Consider the following 21,759-nt stretch of genomic DNA (forward strand, 5'->3'; position numbering starts at 1 on the left):
GCGCAGTGTAAGCGCCTGCCACTCAAATTAGCATATAAGCCAAATAGTGGGAGTATATTTTATATACGCAGGTAGTTATTGCGTAAAGACTGATGTTTTATATCATACCCCTACCTAGTATATAAAAAATTTAGGTCTAATTACAATTCTAACCACAGCCCGAACTACAGTCCTATCCTCGACAAATCCGGACGTCCCTCACACATAGGCGGACACCAGAAGTAAGCCCCGCTGAGCGGTTTGGTGAAACTAAATAAACCATCGACGATGCCATCTTCGGCACCACACATACGCCGCAACTGCGCCTCGAAAGCGTAAAACGAGGTGGCGAAGGCGACAAAATGAAAACCCGCCTTGTCTTGGGCAGACCAGGGCATAGAACGGCGCAAGACGAAGGCCTCAGGCGAAAAACTTTCTTGCGCGGTACGCTTCACATGGGCCGACGCTGGTGCTTCATCGAACTCTGCATTATCGCTTTTGTGGCGTCCAATCAGATCATCCTGCTGCGCGCCCGACAGCGCCTCCAGCCTGTCGAAATCATGTAGCCAGTTCTGCACCGCGACGTAGCTAGCACCATCCAAACCTGCGCCCTGCCCTTGCACCAAGGCAGCCGCCAAGGCCGCGTCAGCCTCAGGATTTTCGGTACCGTCTTCGTAACCCGACAGGTCGCGCCCGCTATCGTACTTAAAGGCATCGACCGCCTGCTGTAATTGAAACGCGCCAGCGGCAGCCTGAATTAAGCGGCGGATCTGGTGGGCCAGCTCGCCGCGCTCGCTCTCGCGACACCAGCACCACAAGGCGGCAGGTGTGGCTGGCAAGGGCACCAGACTGCCGGAGATACCGGCAAAATCATGCACGCCAGCGATCTGCTGACCCAACAATTGCAACAAACTTGAGCCTAAGGCTAGCACCACACGCTCACCGTCGACCAAGACACTGAGCGCCTTCAGGGCACTGATCGCGCTGGTCTGATCTGCAGCAGGTTTCAGAGTGAATGTTAAAAAACTGGCGTGTTGCGGTAATGCCTGCAAAATACCGGGTTGAAACGGGAGCATGGGTAATTCCTAAATTATTCTGGCCAAGCGGCCTGCACCACGGCTTCGACGTCATCCGTGTTGCCAAGTTTTTTACGTGCGACTTGCCATTCTTTGGGATCGGGCTTGGCTTTACTGGTATGTTTGGGCGTATCGATTGCCATCTTAATGCCGAACACCACGCTACCCTCAGCGACAAAAAACGGCGGCGTTTTCATGGCAGCTTGCAGTACCTCGTTCTCGTAATACTCATGCAAGGCTGGCTCCATATCGAGCCAGGCAGCGACCTGACCATCGGAACGGACCGCGAGCACGAGGTAGCCGTTAGCGACTGGCAGCTTGGCTTTTTTAAGGGCATTCCAGACATTCGATTGCAGCTTGCGCGAAAAGCGGGCGACTTCTTCAAATTTTACTTCTTTTTGCAACATCGCCTGCTCAGTCTGGAAAAATACCACCTGATCAAAACGCGGCTGCGCCGCTTGCGCCAGCGTCGCCCACAGCAGAAATAATAGAGAACAGAGTAGCCGTTTCATCGCCTTACCTCCAAGTCCGCAGATCAATTTAAAGGGTCGTCTCTACAGTCGCAAATACGCCGGCCACGCGATTTTTTTGTACATTATCCCAGGTAAACACCTGGCCATTCATCGCCACATACACGCCAGCTGGTAAGAGCTTGGCGACACCGCAGGCAAAACCCAGATTAAACATCGCATCTGAATTGGCGATCTCGTAAGGAATCATCGCACCGGTAAAAATAATGGATTTATTCAAGTCTGCCGCACCCAGTACTTCGGCGGTTTCGCGCATGGTATCGGTGCCATGGATGATGACGATGGCTTGCTCGCTCGCTTGCTGGCAAGACTGCAAAATGCGCTGTCTGTCTTCATCTGTCATGTCCAGAGAATCCATCAGATGATCCGCCTCCAGCGCCACCGGCATAGTCAGACGGGCGCGCTTGAGCACTTCCGGCAAATGGCTATCACCAAACGCCAAGCGTCCGGCGATTTCATCATAATGTTTATCAAAAGTGCCGCCGGTAGCGATGATGCGTAAAGTCATGTTAAAGCTCTCTGAAGTAGGGACTGGGGATAGACTATTGTAGCGCGATTGTGTGATTTTGCTAAGGCTAGCTGTAGCGCAGACATACGCGCAGACACGAAACATCGCTAGCCGGTATCGGAATTTTCGAAAAAACTAAGCGAACAGACGCATACAGCGAGGCGATCAAACTGAAGCACACAGTGTAGGCTATAGTGATGTTTTGTCCTTGTTGTGCGCAAGCAGATCGCATCATGAAACCCATCGCTCCCGGAACCGTCATTTTTCATCGTCATCGCGGCTATGGCGTGCTGACTGCCGTCAATTTACTCACCGGTTGGGTGGCGGCGCGCTTTGGCGATGAAACGCGCACCCTGGATCTGGATTTATCGCATGATGAGTTGCAGCATGCCGATGGCGAACTAATCCTGTTCCGCCGCATGCCGCCAGAACGCATGCCGCATGCGCGCTTGATGTCTATGGTCAAGGAACTGCATAGCGCCGGATATCAAAGACTGTATTTGTACAGCTGGCCCAAACCCTCTGGCCTGCACTGGCGCTGGCAGCTATTTACCGGCCCGCGCCATTGGTTACAAAGACCGTGGCGCGAAGGCTGGTACGGTTCAGGTGCCGAATACAATTTCAATCCCGTAATGGGTTGGGGCGATGCGCCCGGTGCCAGCAGCACAGAATTGATCCATGCGCTGGCACAATTCGACCCGGTCGGCTTAGCGCACGCCCTTGGGCGCGATGAAGATCACAGCCTGTGGTTTGCCACTATCTGCGATGCCTTGCTACCCAACTATGCATATAGCTTAGCCATGGATCAGCCCAAATCGCCGCTGCCGGCGCATTTACCCATCATTTCAGTACGTCAACGTCTGCCCGATTACTCAGGATTACCTTTACCCTGGCCACCTGGATGGCAAGGAATCTGGAGTCCGGATGCGCTATCCGGCAAGCACGAGCCGCGCAGCATAGTAAGACATGACATCGTTCCTAACTCTATACGTTTACCGTTTGACTTTTGAGACCGCATAGCGCTTACGATAATGCGTTGAATTACGATACTCCCAACAAATCACAAATAAAACCCTTGTTTTCGCATATACGTAGTGCGTAAACTAAAAATACTGGGTGGGAGTATCGTTTTCACAGCGAATAGCATAGTTACTGAGCGGAAATTTAAATAGTATGTATACATCAACTAAACAGATAGTATTAAATGTAAATTAATTGTTATTTAAGTCATTTTTTAAGAAATCCCCCCTCAAGCTGAGGTATAATTTCGGGTTTTGCATTTGCGCCGAACATAGCTGTTGTGTTTTACCGACGCCAACATTGATATGCCAATAAAAATGATTTCGCCTTTTTATTGAAATGCGCAGATACTCTTTTGATCAATTCAAAGAGGAAATACCGATATTTTTTTAGGGAAATAAAATGATTTTAGTCACAGGCGGTGCAGGATTTATTGGTGCAAACTTTGTACTCGACTGGGTAGCGCAGTCTGACGAAACTATCATCAATCTAGATGCCTTGACTTACGCTGGCAATCGCGAAAACCTAGCCTCCTTAGAAGGCAACGAGCAACATATTTTTGTGCATGGCGATATCGCTGATACTGCGTTAGTGAGCGCCTTACTGGCACAACACCAACCACGCGCCATCATTAATTTCGCCGCAGAAAGCCATGTGGACAGATCGATCCATGGCCCGGAAGATTTTATCCAGACCAATATCGTCGGCACTTTTAAATTACTCGAAGCGACGCGCGCCTATTGGGGTAGCTTGCAAGACGATGCCAAGCAAGATTTCCGTTTCCTGCATGTCTCCACCGATGAAGTATATGGATCGCTGAGCAAGGATGAGCCCGCATTTACCGAAACCCATCAGTACGAGCCAAACAGCCCTTATTCAGCCAGCAAGGCGGCCAGCGATCATCTGGTTCGCGCGTACCACCACACTTATGGCATGCCGGTACTGACCACTAATTGTTCGAATAATTACGGCCCTTATCATTTCCCGGAAAAACTCATCCCTCTGATGATCGTCAATGCACTGGCGGGCAAAGCCCTACCAGTCTATGGCGACGGACAGCAAATCCGCGACTGGCTGTATGTCAAAGACCATTGCAGCGCGATACGCAGAGTACTAGCCGCAGGCTCGGTAGGTGAGGTGTATAACGTCGGCGGCTGGAACGAAAAACCAAATATGGAGATCGTCCACACTGTATGCGGCATACTCGATGAATTGCGCGGCCGAGCCGATGGCAAAAGCTATGCAGAACAGATTAGCTACGTGACAGACCGCCCAGGCCACGATCGCCGTTATGCGATCGATGCCAGCAAACTGGAACGCGAACTGGGCTGGAAACCGGCAGAAACTTTTGAGACTGGCATACGCAAGACAGTCTTATGGTATCTGGAAAACCAAGCTTGGGTTGGCAATGTCTTATCCGGCAATTACCGCGACTGGGTCGCCAAAAATTACGCGGAACGCCAGGCATGAAAATCCTTTTATTCGGCATGGATGGACAGGTAGGCTGGGAATTGCAACGTAGCCTCGCTCCTTTGGGCGAACTAATTGCACTAGACGCCCACAGCACGAATCTGTGCGGTGACTTTACCAATCTGGAAGGCATAGCGCAGACTATACGTAGCGTCATGCCAGACATCATTGTTAATGCAGCTGCGCATACCGCTGTCGACAAGGCAGAAAGCGAAGCTGAACTAGCGCGCACGATCAACGCATTGGCACCCGGCGTATTGGCGCAAGAAGCCAAACGCATCGGCGCCTGGCTGATCCACTACTCGACCGATTATGTATTTGACGGCAGTGGTGATCAGGCCTGGCTAGAGACCGATACGCCCGCGCCCTTAAGCGTCTACGGTAAAACCAAACTGGAAGGCGAAGCCGCGATACGTGCCTCAGAATGCAAGCACCTGATTTTTCGCACTAGCTGGGTCTATGCGGCACGCGGTGCTAATTTTGCCAAGACCATGCTCAAACTGGCACAAGAACGCGATACTTTAAACGTCATCAACGATCAGATCGGTGCCCCCACCGGTGCTGACCTGCTGGCCGACATCACCGCCCATGCGATACGCACAGTGACGCAAGACCCTGAGCCGGCAGCACGATACAGTGGCATATATCACTTGGTGGCTGCAGGCGCGACCACCTGGCACGGCTACGCCAATTTCGTGATTGAATTTGCCCGACAGGCAGGAATGAGTATCAAACTGCCCACCGCCGCGATCGAAGCAGTGCCGACTAGCGCATTTCCGCTGCCGGCACCACGCCCAAAAAATTCGCGCTTGGATACCAGTAAGCTATCAAGGATTTTCAATCTGCATCTGCCTCATTGGCAAACCGGCGTGAGCCGCATGCTGAACGAAATTCTCGACAGAAAAATTTAAGGACTAGCAATGACACAACGTAAAGGCATTATCCTCGCTGGCGGTTCTGGCACCCGTCTCTACCCGGTCACCAAAGTAGTCTCAAAACAGCTACTCCCGATTTACGATAAACCGATGATTTACTATCCGCTCAGCACCCTGATGCTGGCCGGGATCAAAGACATACTGATCATCTCTACGCCGCAGGATACGCCGCGCTTTGAGCAATTACTCGGCGACGGCAGCGCCTGGGGCCTCAATCTGCAATACGCGGTGCAGCCTAGCCCAGACGGCTTAGCGCAAGCTTTCATCATAGGCAAAGAATTTATCGGCGATGCCCCAAGTGCACTGGTTTTGGGCGACAATATTTTTTATGGCCATGATCTGCAAGGCCAGCTTCAGCAAGCTATGGAACGTGAGCAAGGTGCGACCGTATTCGCTTACCACGTCCAAGACCCAGAGCGTTATGGCGTAGTAGCCTTCGATGCGCAACAGCGCGCTACCAGTCTGGAAGAAAAACCGCTGGCGCCAAAGAGTAATTATGCCGTCACCGGCCTGTATTTTTACGATAATCAAGTGGTGAAAATGGCGGAAAATCTGAAGCCATCGGCGCGCGGCGAGCTAGAAATCACCGATCTGAATCGCATCTATTTAGAGCAAAATCAACTGAATGTTGAAATGATGGGCCGTGGCTATGCCTGGCTAGATACTGGCACCCATGAAAGTCTAATAGAAGCCAGTAATTTCATCCAGACCATAGAACATCGCCAGGGTTTGAAAGTGTGCTGTCCAGAAGAGATCGCCTACCGCCAGGGCTTCATCGACGCCGCGCAATTAGAAAAACTGGCGCAGCCGCTAGCTAAGAACGGCTACGGCCAATATCTATTGCGCCTATTAAAAGAAGGCGTACACCCGTGAACATCGTCAACACCGCGATTGCCGATGTACTCATCATAGAACCCAAGGTATTCGGTGATGAGCGCGGCTTCTTTTTTGAGAGCTTCAACCAGCGCCGCTTTAATGAGTTGACTGGGACAAACCTCCAGTTTGTGCAAGACAATCATTCGCGCTCAGCCAAAAACGTATTGCGTGGCCTGCACTACCAAATCCAGCAACCACAAGGCAAGCTCGTGCGCGTAGTGCAAGGATCTGTCTATGATGTGGCAGTAGATATACGTCGTAGCTCCGCCACTTTCGGCCAGCACGTGGGCGTAGAACTGTCAGCAGAAAACAAACGCATGCTATGGGTGCCGCCAGGTTTCGCACATGGCTTTGTCGTGCTATCCGACACTGCAGAATTTTTGTACAAAACCACCGACTATTGGGCCCCGGAATTCGAGCGCAGCATCGCCTGGAACGACCCGGCCATCAATATCCTGTGGCCGATACAAGGCGAGCCATCCCTGTCGGTTAAAGATCAACAAGGCAAACTACTAGCAGAAGCGGAACATTTTGAATAAAACATTTCGTCGCACAAATTTCCCATCGAGAAACAGGTATATCACGTCCTGGTAAGAAAAAAATCGATTCATCCGTTTAGGCGAACGCTGCCTGATAAAAAAAGCTCAATATAAAAGTGAGCTCTTTTTTTACGTAATTTACATTATCACTTGCCTTGCACAGCGCGTTTTAACTCTTCCAGTAAATCTGAATCAGTAACCGCCTTGCTTCCGCTTGGTATTAACGGCACAGAAGTATTTTTTTTATCCACAGACTTCTTACTTGTGCTATTTTTTTCCACTTCTGCCGACGGCGATATTTCGGATACTGACGGCTTACTCATAACGACATCAGAACCTAAGTCAGGCTCAGACTTTTCCGGTACCACTTCTTCGATCGCTGGTTGCGCCTGACCTATCTCATTTATGGCAGGTTGCGCTTGCTCTATCGTTTTCGTGCTAACGGCATCGGGTACCGTAAGCTTAGGCGCGGTCTTATTATCCACCGCCGAAATTGCCAGTACCGGCACCACACGTTTCAATCTATTCAGATCGGTGCGTTCTTTGAGATCTCTTGCCCAATCACCTAAGGAACTCTGGAAAGCATTAGTAATCGACTCTGCCTCGAAATCATCATTAATAATATAAGGCGTGATCAAAATAATCAGCTCGGTCTTGTTACGATTATCCGTTTGAGATTTAAATAAATTGCCCAAACCTGGAATATCCTTGAGCAAAGGTACGCCGCTATCGGAGGTATTATTATTATTAGAAATCAATCCAGCCAGCATTACCGTACTACCGTCCTTTAACGTGAGCTTGGTTTCGACTTTACGGATACCAATGGTGGGAGACGGAACGCCCCCTACGATTGCCGCCTGAACGTCACTAACCTCTTGTGAAATATCCAGATCAATCCGATTCCCCGAATTGATCACTGGCCGGACTTTCAAAATCATACCGGCAGTGCGGTATTGCACCGTATTGGTTGTGGTTGGATTAGTAATAATAGAACCGGGAGTGGTGGTGATACCGGTCAAAATTGGCACTTCCTGTGCAACCTGAATCGTCGCCGTTTCACCATTGCGGGCCATTAATTTGGGACTAGACAAAATCTGTGCATCTTTTTTAGTTGCCAGGGCATTGATATCCGCCCTTAACAACCCGGCAGAATTAAGAAAATTGAACGTCAAACCTTTAGAACCGGCATTACTCGTACCCACGCTACCAGGTATATAACCATCAGTTTTAGCGCGAAAATTCCAGTCAACGCCAAGCTGATCAGTTGTCCCAGCCGTCACCTCAGCCACCATCACGTCAATCAAGGCAGATTTAGTCGGTTTATCCAATTCAGCCAGCAAGGCCATCCATTGACGGTATTCATCGGGGCCACCGCCTTTAATGATTAAGCTATTAGTCGCATTGTTGACGACGATCTTGGAGGCTAGTTTACTGGTACTTGGCGCGACACCTGCGGCAGCGACCGGAGTCGTCGCACCACCGCCTATTAGTTCCGACAGGGTTTTTGCCAATGCCTGTGCATCTGCATTTTTCACCGGATAGGTAAAAAATGCCCCGCCAGCCTGGCTTTCGGACGGTTTGTCCAGCTCCTTCGCCCACTTCAGCGCGTGATTCAGAATCGTCTCAGAAGAAGAAAAAATAATTACACTATTTAATGGAGCAATTGGCAGGACAAGAATAGGTGTTCCTGCAGCAATATTAACGCTTGCAGCATACCCTTCAGCGGATAGGACTTCCACCAAACGTTTGCTGAATTCATCCGCTGTCCAGAACACCGGGCTAATACGTTTAGTACGTTGACCGCGCATCGTTGGCTGATCAAAAACCTGTATTACCTCCATAGCGGCACTAATATCATCTGACTGTCCGCTCAAAAGTATTGAATTTCTCCCCAGATCATCCTGCATCTGGATTTTCGTACCAAACATGGTACGCAGTAAACTACTGAAGTCACTGACCCGTATCGCTTCCAATTCTACATAGTGAAATACCGGGCGCAGGCTCATAGGAGTATCGGGCTGAGCGCGGCCACGGCGGATCTGCGGTGAATAACTACTGGAAGCGGAATCAGGCACGATACGAATCACGCCACCAAAGTCCTGTACCGCAATACCATAACTTTTTAGCAGCATACGCGCCAGATTTGCCATCTGGCTTGCCGTTTGAGGGCGCGGGGTATGGAAGGTAACCAAATCGGTACGTGCTGCGACCATGGCATCCATAGAATAGTTAGTCTTGATGACGCCACCATACACAGCCTGAATAAAGGTAGGCAAGGGCATCTGGTCAAATGACACAGATAACTCACTCTTTTCATTAAGTGCCTCGGCTGGTTTGCCACCATTTTTTTCGCCGCTACTACTTCGAACCGGTGGCATTTTAGGTGTATCAGATTCGCTATATTTACGCTGCAATTGCTCTTCACCGACGAGAGTAGCAGAAACTGCTTGTTGACTACGCTCAAAAGCAAGTTTTTGAGGAACAATCAGTGGGATTTTGGCGCAACCGGACAATAGGCTCATTGCACACACTGTCGACACTGGCAAGAGACGTGCCATCAAGGTTTTGCCGTTCAGGCGAAAGGAGAAATTTTTCATTGCTTACGTAGATTCAGTTTCATGAGTTGACCATTCAGGGAAATTTGCAAATGGTCTTGCGAAATTTGAACGATTTTTGCACCGCCAGGTAATTGATCGCCTATTTTTCGGGTTTCGGTGGCGGGCTGTTTGCCAAACAGGAGCAATACATTCTTTTCATTGCCGATCACAGTGACTCCAACGATACGCCAGACTGGCGGTGTCAATGGCTCTTTACGTGGAGACATAGGTTGACGCACTGCTGCCTCCCATACCCGCAATTGAGCAGGATCAGTGCCGAGTACTTCTTCTTCTGCCTCCGCCGTTCGCGGAGGCATAGGTGGAACCAAAAATGCAGGTTCAGGCTCCGCGGTTTTTGACGTTTTTTGCGGTGACATCGTTTTCACTGAGACTGACATACTAACGGCCCCCAAACCTGCACCTAATGCACCACAAACAAGTAAGCCCATTGCGGCAAACAGCTGCTGACGAGATAGTGATTTAAAATATACATTTACCATATGTCTAACTAAAGTCCATTCTTTACCGGCAACAAGACCGGCTTACCGGCATCAGCACTATGCCCAGGATCAAGCCGCCAATAACAACGGATGCCCAACTCCATCTGAGCACCTCTTACGGTCAATCGTTCTATCACCGAAAAGCGCTGAGCCTCTTCTTGCTTCTCTAATAATTTATAGAATGCCACTGGATCAAAGCGACCTGTCACAGTCAGCTTAATCATCTGCACTCCCTTTGGCAGTGGCTCCTCCTTCTTTTTTTCGCCGGCGAAACGCACCGCTGGCTGGGCTTTAGAACTTGTCTTGTCATCAGTCTTTTCGCCACCTTCCGCATCCGTTGCCGTCACCGTGAGATTAGTGATGCCGGCTTCCTTGGCAAAATTACGCACATCGCTCAACAGATGCGCTTTGGCAAAAGTCGGTGTTTTCTCTACCGGCAAATAGCTCGTCCACGCTTTACGCACTTTCTCCACCGAGTCTAAATTTTCAGTCCAATGGTTATCGCGCAATAATGCTTCTTGCCGGGACAACAATTGCTGCAAACTACCTAACTGAGCCTGTTTTGCATTGATCGCGTCGGAAAACTCTAGTAGACCGTAAATACTCAAGATGCCAAATACAAATCCTATTAATTGCCAAAATCGTTCTCCTGTTTTCATTTTATTCTCCCTTCTCGCGCTTACCGCTGCGCTCTACTGCAATCCCAGGGGTCTTGATCGTCTTGTCTATATCCTGTTTCTGGCCGAGTACCTTTATCTCATTCGGTTTACCCAAACGCACCATCTTGACCGAGAAACGCGTAAGCCTTCCGTCACTATCAGGTAACAAACGGATATTACTCAATTGAGGTAAAGCCTCAAGCTCTTGCGTCAACGTCACTAAGTTGAGTTCGGTGTTGATCGGTACCAACATCAGCCGCACTTCACCGTCAAGATATTCAAACTCACGAATCGCCGCCTCTTGCTCCTGCAATACAGGCTGTAAATTTGCCAATAACTCTTGCACATTATCCTGGCTACGTAAAGCGGTCAGCTTACTCACCCATTGCTGAGACTCCAGCGCCTTGCTGCGCGCCAGATTCAAAGGCTCAACTTTAGGTGAGAGCAGATCAATTTTCATTTCTACCAACTGCTGCCGCTCTTGCACAACCCACCACTGGGCAGCCAGATAACTACCCCAGGCGAGTATGCCGCCTGCAGCCAGCAAAAATAATTTATCGCTGCGTATCTCTTTCAGGACATGCCACCATTTTTTCCCAAGTAGGTTATAAGCCCAGGGCTCCGCCAAATTAGTCGATGACACGACATCACGTGGCGTTAGCTGGGGCAACATCGATGGCAAGGATTCCGGCCAGGACGCGAATGCAGCACGGGTACCGGAAGCGGCAGCGGCACTAGGTCGCCAGGCTTGCCATGTCGCAGCGGTTATCATCTCCGGCCACCATGCACTATCGAGCAATAAACCCTGATGCCAAAGCTGCGCCTCAACGCCCTGTAAACACTGGTGCAACACCGCAGCTTCTTTTTGCTTAGGAAAACAGACACTCTCAGGCGCCAGGTGCAAAGACTCAAAGTCTAGCGCATTGCTGGCACAAAACTCTCTGACCCGCTGATTTTCCCAGAACCACAAATGCACCCAATCACCGGAACGGCAGGCATAGACACCGCAATCGACAAAAGGCATTAAGCGAGCCAAATGTAATTTAACGAAAGCAGCTGTCTTATGCGAAGGGACACCTTTTGCCTGCATAGAGGTCGTCACACACCAGGCTCTAGGCAGTATCCATAAAGGTTTAATCCAAGCCGCATTGTTGCGCTGCTCATCTATCCTGTGCTTACTTGCATCATCCGCCTCCGCAGATGCATCAGAAAGGTAATATCGGTTGCGTAATGGCATTCTTATCAGTTTCAGAAATTTGATCAATTTTTGGCCAGTTTGCCCGACCAGCCGGCATCATAACCGATGCCAAAGGCAAACGGCGAGGAGATGAGATTTCCCAGGGTACACCTTCGATATCTGTCTTGAGTGCTAATTCGTAACGAAACACCCAGGGCATATCCGGCATGGCATGCGTGACCCGAAATCTATTGGCAGGGAATCGGCCGGCAGTCAAACCCATAAAACCCTGACCCTGAATCTGATTTTGCAGTGAATCAATGAGTACAGTTTCCCCCGTCTGACGCTCTTTCGCAATCAACTCTACCTGCTCGGCATTCATGCCATAGGCAAGCAGTACCGCTTGTGTCGCAGTACCCGGGTTAAAACGATTATCACCCGCCACGGTCACGCTTTCGGAGCACTGTTTTTCGTTCCAGCTTGACTCAATTTGCCTCCAGCCAAATACCTGCCAAATTTCCGGCTCAGCCAGTAAGGGAGCAAAGCGCGGTGGCTTCAACCCCGCGGTCGAGTACTCTAACGATTTCGCCCCATTTAGCCGTTTTAACTCCCCTTTTTCAGCATAATCTTCCAATGCATCAAGTAATGCGTCAGTCTGCGAAGGCGCGGCACCGCAATAGACCAAAAAACGCGCCAGCATATCCCGCTTCGGCCGGTTCAAACTCAACAGCCCGCGTACATCCTGTACGTAGATACTAGATTTCCCTGAAGCGGCATAACCACGACCATCGACCCTCAATAACTGGCTTGACCATCCAAACCCATCTTGCGTCGACCGGCTAGTAGAGAGCCAATACAGCGCTTCACTACGGCCGGACAAAAAATCCTGCTCGGCATCAGCCCTGAGCTTGAGCTGAGCCTGGCGCTGCGCCAGAATCTGATTCGACTGACTGATCATGGCGGCCAGTATGGTCAAACCCGCCAACAGCCACAATACTGCCGCCAAGGCAAAACCACTATTTTGGGTACGTACGCCACCACAGTAACTCATTTGATATCCAAACCAAATAATTTACCCATATCAGTTTTCGCATCCGGCTCAGGCTTGCGCGCTCCGGCATACGGGGCGATCATCTGTACCAATTGCTCACCCGAACTAGCTCGCACCACTACCCCGGCGGGCATCTCATTGACTACCTTGCCAAACGCCGGCCACATTGACTGGTTCGAACCGTCTGTCGCAAGATACTCCAGCTTCACCGGCACCGTCCAGGACGCGATCACCAACGGCTTTTCACTACCGCTAATTAAGATCAGATCAGTACCACCTTGCGGATTGCTCTCTAGCTTGGTTTGGAATTGCTGCACATGACCCCAGTCCGCTTGTGGCAAAGACAATGAATAACCGGAAAAACCTACCGAGTTCCCCTCAAACGGATGCTCGACATCCTGAATCACCAAGTTCCCCACCAGATCGGTCAAGGCATGCAGACGCACCCACTGCGGCTGAAACTGGCCGTTAACATTCTCGGCAATCCGTACCACCTGTGCCACCTGAAAAAAGGCACCCGACATAATGCTGACCACGAAACCGAGAATCACCAGGCTTACCAGTAATTCAATCAAGGTCATCCCCGATTGTCCATGCAATACCGGCACATCCATATAGCGCTGCCGTCTCATCAACGGATCAATAACAAATCTGTTTTCCATAAATTAAAACGGGGTTGCCTTAGAGGCTTGCCGCACTTGCGCATAACCAACCAGCTTCACCGGAAACTGAAACCATGCACTCCCTGAACGATCAAAGGTACTCACCTGCACCTGATACAGGCTTATACGATACAGACCTAGGCCTCCGGAGGGGGATATCGAATCACGTACTTCCGTGACGGGTTCACTCTTCCATTCCATGCTAAAGCCATCAAAACTCTGCTTGCCGTCAGCGGACATTGCCGGATTTTGGGTGGACAAAAAGTCGATCGCCTGCAAGCGCGCCAGCGAGGCTTTTTCCTGCAACTGAAAGCGCGTTAGTTGCGTAGTCGTTTGTCCTAACCAGCTAAACAATACCCCCGAGCCTATCGCCAATATGGTGAGGGCCGCGATCATTTCTATCAGGCTAAAACCGCGCTGCGGTGGTAATTTTTTGGTTTTCATTAGCGGATAATGCTCACCTCACAGGTCACGCTGGTGATCTGCAAGCGCAAGCGTCGCTGTTGTGGCCCGGACAACTCAAGCATACCCCCACCGCAGACGCCACTATGATAAAAAACCACCGTTTTTTCGCTCACCACCGACCACCCATCTGGCAATGCCAATGCCGCCTCGCCATCACCCAATTTATTGAACCAAGTCGTCTTGTCGATCGCAACCGTTTGTGACAGCAAGGCAGCGCGCGACGCCAGCCGCTGAAACTGTATCGATACCTCCGTCAGTTGCGCGCGCTCCGAGATCGAATCAAACCAGCGCTGCATAGCAGGGATTGCCACCCCTGCCATCAGCGCGGCCAGAGTCAGCACTGCCATCATTTCTATCAAGGTAAAGCCACACATCGTGCGCAAACGCAAAACCAGACAATGAGCGCATACAGCTTTCACAACTCGCCTACTTGCCAGCACTGCCTAAACCGATATCGGCATTTAAACCTTCGCCACCTTGCTTGCCGTCCGCGCCAAACGAATACACCGAGTAAGGCTTATTATCTACTCCTGGTGTCATGTATTGATAGGGATTGCTCCACGGATCCATAGGTATAGAACCCTCGATATAAGGCCCTTTCCACAATGGCTGCAAGGCAGGATCAAGCGGCGCCAACAACAGCCACTGCAAACCCTGTTCCGGCGGCGGGGTTTGTCCCACATCGAGTCGCATTATATTCAAAGCACTCTCGAGCATCTTTATTTGCGTCTGGGCAGTCTGCACCTTGGATGAATCGACCTTACCAAAAATTCGCGGCCCGACCAAACCAGCCAACAAACCAATAATGACCATGACAACCAGCATTTCAAGCAAGGTAAAACCAGAAACTTTTTTGACAGGAGACTGTTTAAATATTTGACGGCTCATAATAAGTTTTTTTCCTAAGCTAACTTCATTCAACAACATTCAATTACTAGTTACTATTACTTTGATTTCAAACGACGTCAGATGGGCAATTTTACCCAATAAGATAAAAAACTGCGCTCATCTTCATCAAGCACTAAATGACATTGGTCAGACTGGTAATGGCCAACATGACAGAAATCATAATACCGCCCAATACAACTGAGACCAGTAAAATGGTGACAGGTTCAAGCAATATCAAAAACTGGCGCATTTGTTGCTGACTATGCATGCGATGCATAGTCGCCAGAGATGCCGTGGTTTTCGCCAGAGCCCCCGAGCGTTCGCCGACACGTACCAGATTGACGCCTGTGGCATCGATAAACTGATGTAATTGCAAAGATTCTGCCAACGTCTTGCCACCTCTGACATCACTCAAGATTAATGCTGCTTTATGTCGCCACGCATCACCGCGCAAAGCATTTTGCGCATGCCCCAACGCTTCCAGAATAGAAACATGGTTTTGTAACAAGACACTGAACATAGAACTCCAGCGCGCCATCTCAGTATGCATGATCCAACTCCCAATGACAGGCAGGCCAGCAGCCCAATTCCATAAGTTTTGCTGAATTTTTTCCTGCCGAAGCAAGACATAACCAGACACCGCGGCACCAGCCAGAACCGCGCCCAATAAAAGTTTATTTTTCGACAGCCACATTCCCGCCCCCAGAACCCACAAAGATAAAGTGGGGATATCTGCCTTGGGGTTAGTCAGAATATTGGCAAATTTTGGTACCACAAACACAAATACCAGCAAAGTGGCGAGAAACCCACTGATCATCAGCACCATAGGGTAAATCAAGGCATTGCGCGCTTCTCTCTGGAAGTTTTGCTCCAATTCCAGCTGTTCAGCCGCCGAGCGCAGCGATCCGGCTAGCTTACCAGTTGATTCGCCGGCCTTGCAAAGCTCGATAACATAGTTGGGTAAGCGTAGATCAGCATCAATCAGCGCGCTGGAAAACGCCACACCACCGCGCAATTGCGCATAAATCTTACTAAAGGCAACTCCCAAAGGAGAGTCGGTATAGCCACGCGCGACATTCTCTACACCATCGGCCAGAGTGACGCCGGCATCGAGCAAAGTCGCCAACTCTTGCAATACGACCAGCAAGACATCGCGTCCGGCCCGCTTAGGCTTGGCCAGCCTTATCGAACCCGAGGGTGACGCAAGCCGCATGTCAAACACCATCAAACCACGTCGTTGCAATTGCGCCATTGCCTCGCTCTCGCTTTCAACAGTCAGCACCCCTTTAACAACAGTGCCCTGCGGATCAGTTGCTTGATAACGAAATTCAGGCATAAAAATTCACTTCAACAACAATGTATACACAATTGTAAATTTAAAAACATAAGCACGCGACAGTATCAATTAGTCAAGCATTACTCTATAGCGCCTTAGTATCTCATATATTGATCTATTCCTGTAGCCGTAATCATACGATCAGGGCAATTGTATGAAATGACGGACTGTTTAAAAGGACCTTATTTTGCAAACGAAAGTCACGAAAAGCACTAAAAAATACTAATGTGCCGGCTCCATCTTATGAGCCTATGCATTTTTCACTGACCCTGATCGCATTTTTCGCATTTTTTCTGTTTTTCATGTCTTTCGTGTTCCTAATAGAGCAAATTTTGCCTTCATGCAGTCACCTCGATCATGCAATCCGTCTTCCGACATCCGTATTGCAAGTACAGCGAAAACAGCGCACTACCAGAGCAAGCGCATAACTATGTCAACTGAACCAACATATAAATACATATACATAATTAGGCTGTATAACCAGCAAGCACAAAATGCGCGAGCATTAACCCAGATTGACTATAAAAACTAGCAATGCCGATTGCAGTCAGTGGACAATGACTCAATAAACCAACGCATCGGTTGGTGCCCATGACCCAACATTAACCCGACCTAATTATTCTATTAAATAATTAATTGATAATTGTCAAAAATAGGCAATATTCATGGCGGCAACCACAAATGCCCGCAAGGTAGCGAAACCAAGCTTAGGCGCATGCACTAAAAAGGTTGGCGGCTGTGGCCGCCAACACAAAAAAAACAAAGCTATAGAGTTCGGCAATCAAGACCGAAAACATCAACGCAGCCAAATAAAAATACAGTGCTAGATTGAACATTCTTAAATAAAAAACACTAGTAATTACACGAGCTATGAAATACGTCTCGGATAGACGACAAACAAACATTTAAAATGACAAAAATCAAAAACAATGTGAAAATATTCCGTAATTTCCGCCTTGAGTAGTTAATATAAAGTGTTGAATTAAAGTTAAATACTGATTTTTCGACAAAACCGTAACAAAATCATGAATTCCCAAGATATTTACACACAGTAACTTGCCCGAATTGTAAAAACGTGATTTAATCCTCATCGGCTAGTCATATGAGTACTCATGTGACAAGTACTTGTAATCAACATGTGTTGTAATATAAGTAATAATTAAATGTCTTTTCTAGAGAGGCTTTTCAAATGAAACAAAATAAATTAAACATCCTGGCAGCTAGTCTGATTGCCGCTTTCGCAGCAAATGTTGCATACGCAGGTAACGTTGCTTCGTCAAATCCACAGTTGGCACGCGAAGTTGTTACTAGCGATACGCAAGTTGTTCTGGCACCAGAAGCGTCTTACGCTTTCCAAGGTGACTTGAACACAGTGTCACAAATCCAGACTATCCAAGTTCAATTGACATTGACTGGTGGCGGTAAATGGAAGGACACAGCTACCGTTCTGAATTCGATCCAATTGTTCGAAGCAAACGGTACTACTTTGATCGCTCCAGTTGCAGCGGTTACGCCTACAGTAAGCGCCGATGGTAAGACTTTGTTTGCAACTTTGACATACGCTGTTGATGGTTTGGTTCATAAAACCCCGGTTCTGTCGTTCAACCGCGTTGGTGTTACTCAATCTAGCTTGACAGAATTGTTCACTGTTGTTGGTACTGTTGCTGAATGTGACACGGCTTCCAAACAATTGCCATTCACAGTCAAGCATTTCACTGGTGTGGCTCCAGGCAGCACAACATTGGCAGTGAACGGCATCAACGGTGCGTTTGAAGATGAAAGCGCACGTAACGGCGCCAACAACAACAACGTATTGATGACATTCCCAACTAATATCAATTTGGGCGTAGTCGCTTCTACCGGTGCAGCTAAAGTTAATCCTGCAAACCAGTTCCGTTTCAATGCTCCTCTTGCAGCAGATGCGACTACTCAATCTGTTACCTTGGCTAACCTTGGTTCAGTTTCTTTGAAGCAACAAGCCAATGGTTACGATAGTAACTTCGCTAACGTGTACAACGTCGGCACTACTTTAGTAGGCGCAGCAACTGCAACTACTAACGCTGGTCTGGTTGAAGCTACAGATGTTAAAGTAGTTGTTAACGCAACTCAAGGTTTCGCAGTTGGTTCAACAGTATTCTTGTCACTGCTTCCAAATTGCAGCACGACCTTACCTGGTACATCGGTAACTGTTACAGGAACAACTGGCAACACAGTTACTTTGCCTATCACTACCGCAAACTTGGCTGCTTTGTATGGTAAAGCAGCCGCTGTAGCTGCAGCACCGTTCCCAGCTTTTGCTGCTCAAACAGCACAAGTTTGCTACGATGTTACTGCTGCAACTACCGTTGTCACACCTTCTGTATTCTCCGGTGTAGCGACTCTGACAAAAGCTGCAGGTACGTTGCCATTCCCAGAGCAAAACAACTTCTGCAAAGGCCCATTGTTCGCATTGGCTAGCGGTGTTAAGATCGACGTTCGCAACTACGCAACAGCTGCGACTAACTCTGGTTGGTTGAGTGTTATTCGCCTGATCAACCCTAGCGAAACTAACACTGCAGTTGTTTATGGTCAATTGATCCACGCTGATGGTAAGTACGGTAACTGGGGTCAAATCGCTACTTTGGCACCACGCGCTGTAGTTAACATGAACTCTGCTGAAATCAACCCATTGTTGAATAAAGTTCCGACTACTGTTACTCCAGGTGCTGGTGGTCCAGTTGACAACGGTGGATCCAAAGCCGGTGATCGTCTGCGTGTTACTGCTGATGGCGTAGGTTCGTTGCGCGTACAAAACTATCTGTACAACCCAGCTAGCCAAAACTTCATCGAAGCTTCCAGCTCACAAGCTGTTGACTTTGACGGTACAGTTGATCGTGCACCAGTTAATGAAGGTCAATACCAATCTCAAGATGCACAAACTGGTTTGAAGAAGTAATATCTTTTAATTAGTTATGCGAATTAGATTAATTTTTTATTAATCTAATAAAAAAGGGGGCTAAGGCCCCCTTTTTTTATTCAAAGAATTATCCATCTATCTTCCAGACATCCTGAATAGCTAAGAATCAGGATGTTCTTAGCCCGTCTGAAGTACAATAAACGACTTGACAGGCCCTAGGTGTCCGCGACTGAATTCTTAATACGTTCATTATTTTCTTACTACCCAATAGGTACCTCATGTTTTCCCCATTAACTGCGTTGACGCGGCATATCCCACTGAGCCATCTGTTACTTTCTGTATGCCTATTGTCTAGCGCAAGCTTCAGTCACGCCCAAATTGATGCAAAGAAAAAAAGCGCTAACGCAATCGAAGAGATGCTCCCTGACATAATCAAGGCAGATACGCTCGATAAAGTGTTGACGCTGTTTAAGCCTGCCGTCAACAAGACACAAATAGTGCCTTCCGATTATCTGTTGCTCGACTCACCTCAAATCGCACCCGCCGGCATCCTGAGCGTACATCTGATGAGCGAGTTGCCCGGCACCGAATTGTTTTTACTGTTTAACAATACGCCGGCTAAAGACGAACCATCTTTTTTGGCTGCACAAGCCATACCCAATCTGGGCAAGCTCGACAAGCGGATTAAAATCAAACTAAAAAAAACGTCTGATCTGCTCTTCATCGTACGCGCTGGAGGTCGCTGGTATAGTGTCAGCAATGAAATAAAAATTGCCACCAAATAGTTTCCTTCACTGATGATACCGCACCGCTTACCACTTCTTTTGCAATGACTAACGCACTCACTTTTGACCAATATCTCGCCAGCAATGGCATCGTACCTAGCGCCACGCTAGACAACGCGCGCTTGCTACAGCGCGAACAATTTACTCCGCTACCGGCATTGTTGGTACGCTTAGGCGCCTTATCAGAAGAGGTCTTGTATCAACAAATGGCTTTGTACAGTGCCATGCCTGTGCTCACCGACGATGAATTGCATTTGGCACAAAGCGTGTTTCATGCAACTTTGGTGAAGTGGGGTTTATTACCGGCTTGGTGTCAATCACAAGGCTTGATACTTTGGCAGAACGAAGAAACTCCGGATACTGGCCCGGTAACACATTGCGCCTCGAAAGAAGCGCTGGCCGCCAATGTACAGGAAGTGTTGCGCCTTAAACTTCCTGTAGGAACACGGCTTGAATATGCGCTGGTCAGGCCATCGAGCTTCGATGCCTTTTACGCGGCCTTAGAACGACACGAACCAAAGACAGTGATGAGCGGCGATGTCATGCACCTGCGCGAATTGGCGGAGGAAGGCCCCATCATTGAGTTGGTCAATACCATGCTGTCACAGGCGGTCACCCGCCGTGCCTCAGACATCCATGTTGAACCAGGCGAGTACGAATTCGCGGTCAGACTACGGGTAGATGGCGTAATGCAAGAACTGAGCCACATGCCGCTAGATAAATTTGATGCTACCGTGTGCCGAATTAAAATCCTGTCGCAACTCGATATTGCCGAGCGCCGCCTGCCGCAAGATGGACGCATGACGGCACGTGTCAATAGCGAGGTATTTGACGTGCGGGTTTCTGTATTGCCCGGGGCAATGGGGGAATCCGTGGTTATGCGTTTATTACGCCAGGATCGTAAGCCCTACCATTTAGCTGACCTCGGTATGATGCCCGACCACGCCGAGCTATTTAACCGTTGGATTAAGATGCCGAACGGTATTGTGCTGGTCACCGGACCGACTGGATCGGGTAAAACCACCACGCTGTACACCGCATTGGATATAGGCAATGATGGCCTCAACAAAATCATCACAGTAGAAGATCCGGTCGAGTATCGCTTAAAAGACATCACACAAATTCAGGTGAATGCGGACATCGGGTTTACCTTTGCCGCGGCCTTACGCTCTATCCTACGACATGACCCGGATGTGGTGCTGATCGGAGAAATTCGGGATCAGGAAACCGCGGCGATTGCAGTGCAATCGGCCTTGACCGGTCATCTGGTGTTTTCCACCTTGCACACCAATAGCGCTGCCGGTGCCGTAACCCGTCTGATTGATATGGGCATAGAGCCGTTCTTGCTCGGCTCTAGCTTAAAAGGTGTGATGGCACAAAGGCTGGTACGCTGCCTGTGCCAGCATTGCGCCGAACCGGCAAACATCACGCAGGAAACCCAGCAGCTATTGCTAGACGGGGTCAGACAATGGTGTGACGCCCTCACCATTACCGCCACCCTAAAACGCCCGGTCGGCTGCCGCAGCTGCAATCAAACCGGATTTTCTGGCAGGGTTGCGATTTATGAGTTGTTTGAGGTCGATGCCACCTTGCAGCATCAGATCTTAACGCATGCCAGTGAAGCCGATATGCTGAAATATTTACGTAGCAGCAATATTCGCTCGCTGCGTGACGATGGCATGCTCAAAGTGTGGCAGGGCATTACAACCGTTGAGGAAGTATTAAGCCTGGCCGGATAGCCAATCCGCTATCGCTATGTAGACCGCAGGCATGAAGTCCGGCCTGTTTGCTTCCGGGAGAATTAGTGTAG

Annotated in this window: 21 protein-coding genes; 8 read left to right on the plus strand and 13 right to left on the minus strand. The window is 49.1% G+C overall.

What is annotated here, in order from left to right:
- Positions 1 to 164: 164 nt before the first annotated feature.
- From ACO0K8_RS09945 to ACO0K8_RS09955, 3 genes are read right to left on the minus strand one after another with little or no spacing between them, the layout of a single operon-like run.
- Positions 165 to 1,055 (minus strand): Dyp-type peroxidase, encoded by an 891-nt coding sequence (locus tag ACO0K8_RS09945; protein WP_422946487.1) that lies wholly within the window; start codon positions 1,053 to 1,055, stop codon positions 165 to 167.
- A 14-nt stretch (positions 1,056 to 1,069) separates the two neighbouring features.
- Complete coding sequence (locus ACO0K8_RS09950) at positions 1,070 to 1,567, minus strand: hypothetical protein (RefSeq protein WP_422946488.1); 498 nt, start codon at positions 1,565 to 1,567, stop codon at positions 1,070 to 1,072.
- A 28-nt stretch (positions 1,568 to 1,595) separates the two neighbouring features.
- The gene (locus tag ACO0K8_RS09955; RefSeq protein ID WP_422946489.1) at positions 1,596 to 2,093 is read right to left on the minus strand and encodes an asparaginase domain-containing protein; all 498 of its coding nucleotides are present in this window, start codon (positions 2,091 to 2,093) and stop codon (positions 1,596 to 1,598) included.
- Positions 2,094 to 2,326: 233 nt separating this feature from the next.
- Between ACO0K8_RS09955 and ACO0K8_RS09960 the strand changes: the two genes are divergently transcribed.
- The 5 genes from ACO0K8_RS09960 to rfbC all read left to right on the plus strand — a co-directional run bounded on the left by ACO0K8_RS09960 (position 2,327) and on the right by rfbC (position 6,933).
- Positions 2,327 to 3,103, plus strand: coding sequence for an L-asparaginase (locus ACO0K8_RS09960; protein WP_422946490.1), 777 nt, complete (start codon positions 2,327 to 2,329; stop codon positions 3,101 to 3,103).
- A 412-nt stretch (positions 3,104 to 3,515) separates the two neighbouring features.
- Positions 3,516 to 4,583: a dTDP-glucose 4,6-dehydratase gene (rfbB, locus tag ACO0K8_RS09965; protein WP_422946491.1), complete on the plus strand. Its 1,068-nt coding sequence runs from the start codon at positions 3,516 to 3,518 to the stop codon at positions 4,581 to 4,583.
- On the plus strand, positions 4,580 to 5,494 hold the full coding sequence (gene rfbD / locus ACO0K8_RS09970) for a dTDP-4-dehydrorhamnose reductase (protein ID WP_422946492.1): 915 nt from the start codon (positions 4,580 to 4,582) through the stop codon (positions 5,492 to 5,494). Before rfbB ends, rfbD begins: the two co-directional genes overlap by 4 nt.
- Before the next feature lie 9 nt (positions 5,495 to 5,503).
- Positions 5,504 to 6,391 (plus strand): glucose-1-phosphate thymidylyltransferase RfbA, encoded by an 888-nt coding sequence (gene rfbA, locus ACO0K8_RS09975; protein ID WP_422946493.1) that lies wholly within the window; start codon positions 5,504 to 5,506, stop codon positions 6,389 to 6,391.
- Positions 6,388 to 6,933 carry a dTDP-4-dehydrorhamnose 3,5-epimerase gene (rfbC, locus tag ACO0K8_RS09980; protein ID WP_422946494.1) on the plus strand — a complete coding sequence of 182 codons (546 nt, stop codon included), beginning with the start codon at positions 6,388 to 6,390 and terminating at the stop codon, positions 6,931 to 6,933. The genes rfbA and rfbC overlap by 4 nt, the downstream gene beginning before the upstream one ends.
- 146 nt (positions 6,934 to 7,079) lie before the next feature.
- Here rfbC and ACO0K8_RS09985 read toward each other — a convergent pair whose 3' ends face one another.
- The 10 genes from ACO0K8_RS09985 to ACO0K8_RS10030 all read right to left on the minus strand — a co-directional run bounded on the left by ACO0K8_RS09985 (position 7,080) and on the right by ACO0K8_RS10030 (position 16,268).
- Positions 7,080 to 9,530: a secretin N-terminal domain-containing protein gene (locus ACO0K8_RS09985; RefSeq protein ID WP_422946495.1), complete on the minus strand. Its 2,451-nt coding sequence runs from the start codon at positions 9,528 to 9,530 to the stop codon at positions 7,080 to 7,082.
- Positions 9,527 to 9,907: a hypothetical protein gene (locus tag ACO0K8_RS09990; protein WP_422946496.1), complete on the minus strand. Its 381-nt coding sequence runs from the start codon at positions 9,905 to 9,907 to the stop codon at positions 9,527 to 9,529. Before ACO0K8_RS09990 ends, ACO0K8_RS09985 begins: the two co-directional genes overlap by 4 nt.
- A 131-nt stretch (positions 9,908 to 10,038) precedes the next feature.
- Positions 10,039 to 10,689, minus strand: a complete 651-nt coding sequence (locus tag ACO0K8_RS09995) for a hypothetical protein (RefSeq protein WP_422946497.1) — start codon at positions 10,687 to 10,689, stop codon at positions 10,039 to 10,041.
- Between the two features lies 1 nt (position 10,690).
- On the minus strand, positions 10,691 to 11,926 hold the full coding sequence (locus tag ACO0K8_RS10000; protein WP_422946498.1) for a hypothetical protein: 1,236 nt from the start codon (positions 11,924 to 11,926) through the stop codon (positions 10,691 to 10,693).
- On the minus strand, positions 11,895 to 12,917 hold the full coding sequence (locus tag ACO0K8_RS10005) for a hypothetical protein (RefSeq protein WP_422946499.1): 1,023 nt from the start codon (positions 12,915 to 12,917) through the stop codon (positions 11,895 to 11,897). The genes ACO0K8_RS10000 and ACO0K8_RS10005 overlap by 32 nt, the downstream gene beginning before the upstream one ends.
- The gene (locus tag ACO0K8_RS10010) at positions 12,914 to 13,579 is read right to left on the minus strand and encodes a type II secretion system protein (RefSeq protein ID WP_422946500.1); all 666 of its coding nucleotides are present in this window, start codon (positions 13,577 to 13,579) and stop codon (positions 12,914 to 12,916) included. Before ACO0K8_RS10010 ends, ACO0K8_RS10005 begins: the two co-directional genes overlap by 4 nt.
- Positions 13,580 to 13,582: 3 nt before the next feature.
- On the minus strand, positions 13,583 to 14,023 hold the full coding sequence (locus ACO0K8_RS10015) for a type II secretion system protein (RefSeq protein ID WP_422946501.1): 441 nt from the start codon (positions 14,021 to 14,023) through the stop codon (positions 13,583 to 13,585).
- On the minus strand, positions 14,023 to 14,463 hold the full coding sequence (locus ACO0K8_RS10020; RefSeq protein WP_422946502.1) for a pilus assembly FimT family protein: 441 nt from the start codon (positions 14,461 to 14,463) through the stop codon (positions 14,023 to 14,025). The genes ACO0K8_RS10015 and ACO0K8_RS10020 overlap by 1 nt, the downstream gene beginning before the upstream one ends.
- A gap of 7 nt (positions 14,464 to 14,470) precedes the next feature.
- Complete coding sequence (gspG, locus tag ACO0K8_RS10025) at positions 14,471 to 14,932, minus strand: type II secretion system major pseudopilin GspG (RefSeq protein WP_422946503.1); 462 nt, start codon at positions 14,930 to 14,932, stop codon at positions 14,471 to 14,473.
- Positions 14,933 to 15,065: 133 nt separating this feature from the next.
- The gene (locus tag ACO0K8_RS10030) at positions 15,066 to 16,268 is read right to left on the minus strand and encodes a type II secretion system F family protein (RefSeq protein WP_422946504.1); all 1,203 of its coding nucleotides are present in this window, start codon (positions 16,266 to 16,268) and stop codon (positions 15,066 to 15,068) included.
- Between the two features lie 1,189 nt (positions 16,269 to 17,457).
- On the opposite strand from ACO0K8_RS10030, the gene ACO0K8_RS10035 reads away from it, so the two are divergent.
- From ACO0K8_RS10035 to ACO0K8_RS10045, 3 genes are all read left to right on the plus strand, one after another.
- Positions 17,458 to 19,203 carry a hypothetical protein gene (locus tag ACO0K8_RS10035; RefSeq protein WP_422946505.1) on the plus strand — a complete coding sequence of 582 codons (1,746 nt, stop codon included), beginning with the start codon at positions 17,458 to 17,460 and terminating at the stop codon, positions 19,201 to 19,203.
- Positions 19,204 to 19,442: 239 nt separating this feature from the next.
- Positions 19,443 to 19,949, plus strand: a complete 507-nt coding sequence (locus ACO0K8_RS10040; RefSeq protein WP_422946506.1) for a hypothetical protein — start codon at positions 19,443 to 19,445, stop codon at positions 19,947 to 19,949.
- Positions 19,950 to 19,993: 44 nt separating this feature from the next.
- Positions 19,994 to 21,688: a GspE/PulE family protein gene (locus ACO0K8_RS10045; protein WP_422946507.1), complete on the plus strand. Its 1,695-nt coding sequence runs from the start codon at positions 19,994 to 19,996 to the stop codon at positions 21,686 to 21,688.
- The last annotated feature ends 71 nt before the right edge of the window (positions 21,689 to 21,759 follow it).

Source organism: Undibacterium sp. Ren11W, from assembly GCF_049340485.1.
In the GTDB taxonomy this organism is placed as follows: domain Bacteria; phylum Pseudomonadota; class Gammaproteobacteria; order Burkholderiales; family Burkholderiaceae_D; genus Undibacterium.

Coding starts and splice junctions, on each gene's coding strand:
- ACO0K8_RS09945 (WP_422946487.1), bottom strand. CDS start 1,055: ATGCTCCCGTTTCAACCCGGTATTTTGCAGGCATTACCGCAACACGCC.
- ACO0K8_RS09950 (WP_422946488.1), bottom strand. CDS start 1,567: ATGAAACGGCTACTCTGTTCTCTATTATTTCTGCTGTGGGCGACGCTG.
- ACO0K8_RS09955 (WP_422946489.1), bottom strand. CDS start 2,093: ATGACTTTACGCATCATCGCTACCGGCGGCACTTTTGATAAACATTAT.
- ACO0K8_RS09960 (WP_422946490.1), top strand. CDS start 2,327: ATGAAACCCATCGCTCCCGGAACCGTCATTTTTCATCGTCATCGCGGC.
- rfbB (WP_422946491.1), top strand. CDS start 3,516: ATGATTTTAGTCACAGGCGGTGCAGGATTTATTGGTGCAAACTTTGTA.
- rfbD (WP_422946492.1), top strand. CDS start 4,580: ATGAAAATCCTTTTATTCGGCATGGATGGACAGGTAGGCTGGGAATTG.
- rfbA (WP_422946493.1), top strand. CDS start 5,504: ATGACACAACGTAAAGGCATTATCCTCGCTGGCGGTTCTGGCACCCGT.
- ACO0K8_RS09985 (WP_422946495.1), bottom strand. CDS start 9,530: ATGAAAAATTTCTCCTTTCGCCTGAACGGCAAAACCTTGATGGCACGT.
- ACO0K8_RS09990 (WP_422946496.1), bottom strand. CDS start 9,907: ATGTCACCGCAAAAAACGTCAAAAACCGCGGAGCCTGAACCTGCATTT.
- ACO0K8_RS09995 (WP_422946497.1), bottom strand. CDS start 10,689: ATGAAAACAGGAGAACGATTTTGGCAATTAATAGGATTTGTATTTGGC.
- ACO0K8_RS10000 (WP_422946498.1), bottom strand. CDS start 11,926: ATGCCATTACGCAACCGATATTACCTTTCTGATGCATCTGCGGAGGCG.
- ACO0K8_RS10005 (WP_422946499.1), bottom strand. CDS start 12,917: ATGAGTTACTGTGGTGGCGTACGTACCCAAAATAGTGGTTTTGCCTTG.
- ACO0K8_RS10010 (WP_422946500.1), bottom strand. CDS start 13,579: ATGGAAAACAGATTTGTTATTGATCCGTTGATGAGACGGCAGCGCTAT.
- ACO0K8_RS10015 (WP_422946501.1), bottom strand. CDS start 14,023: ATGAAAACCAAAAAATTACCACCGCAGCGCGGTTTTAGCCTGATAGAA.
- gspG (WP_422946503.1), bottom strand. CDS start 14,932: ATGAGCCGTCAAATATTTAAACAGTCTCCTGTCAAAAAAGTTTCTGGT.
- ACO0K8_RS10030 (WP_422946504.1), bottom strand. CDS start 16,268: ATGCCTGAATTTCGTTATCAAGCAACTGATCCGCAGGGCACTGTTGTT.
- ACO0K8_RS10035 (WP_422946505.1), top strand. CDS start 17,458: ATGAAACAAAATAAATTAAACATCCTGGCAGCTAGTCTGATTGCCGCT.
- ACO0K8_RS10040 (WP_422946506.1), top strand. CDS start 19,443: ATGTTTTCCCCATTAACTGCGTTGACGCGGCATATCCCACTGAGCCAT.
- ACO0K8_RS10045 (WP_422946507.1), top strand. CDS start 19,994: ATGACTAACGCACTCACTTTTGACCAATATCTCGCCAGCAATGGCATC.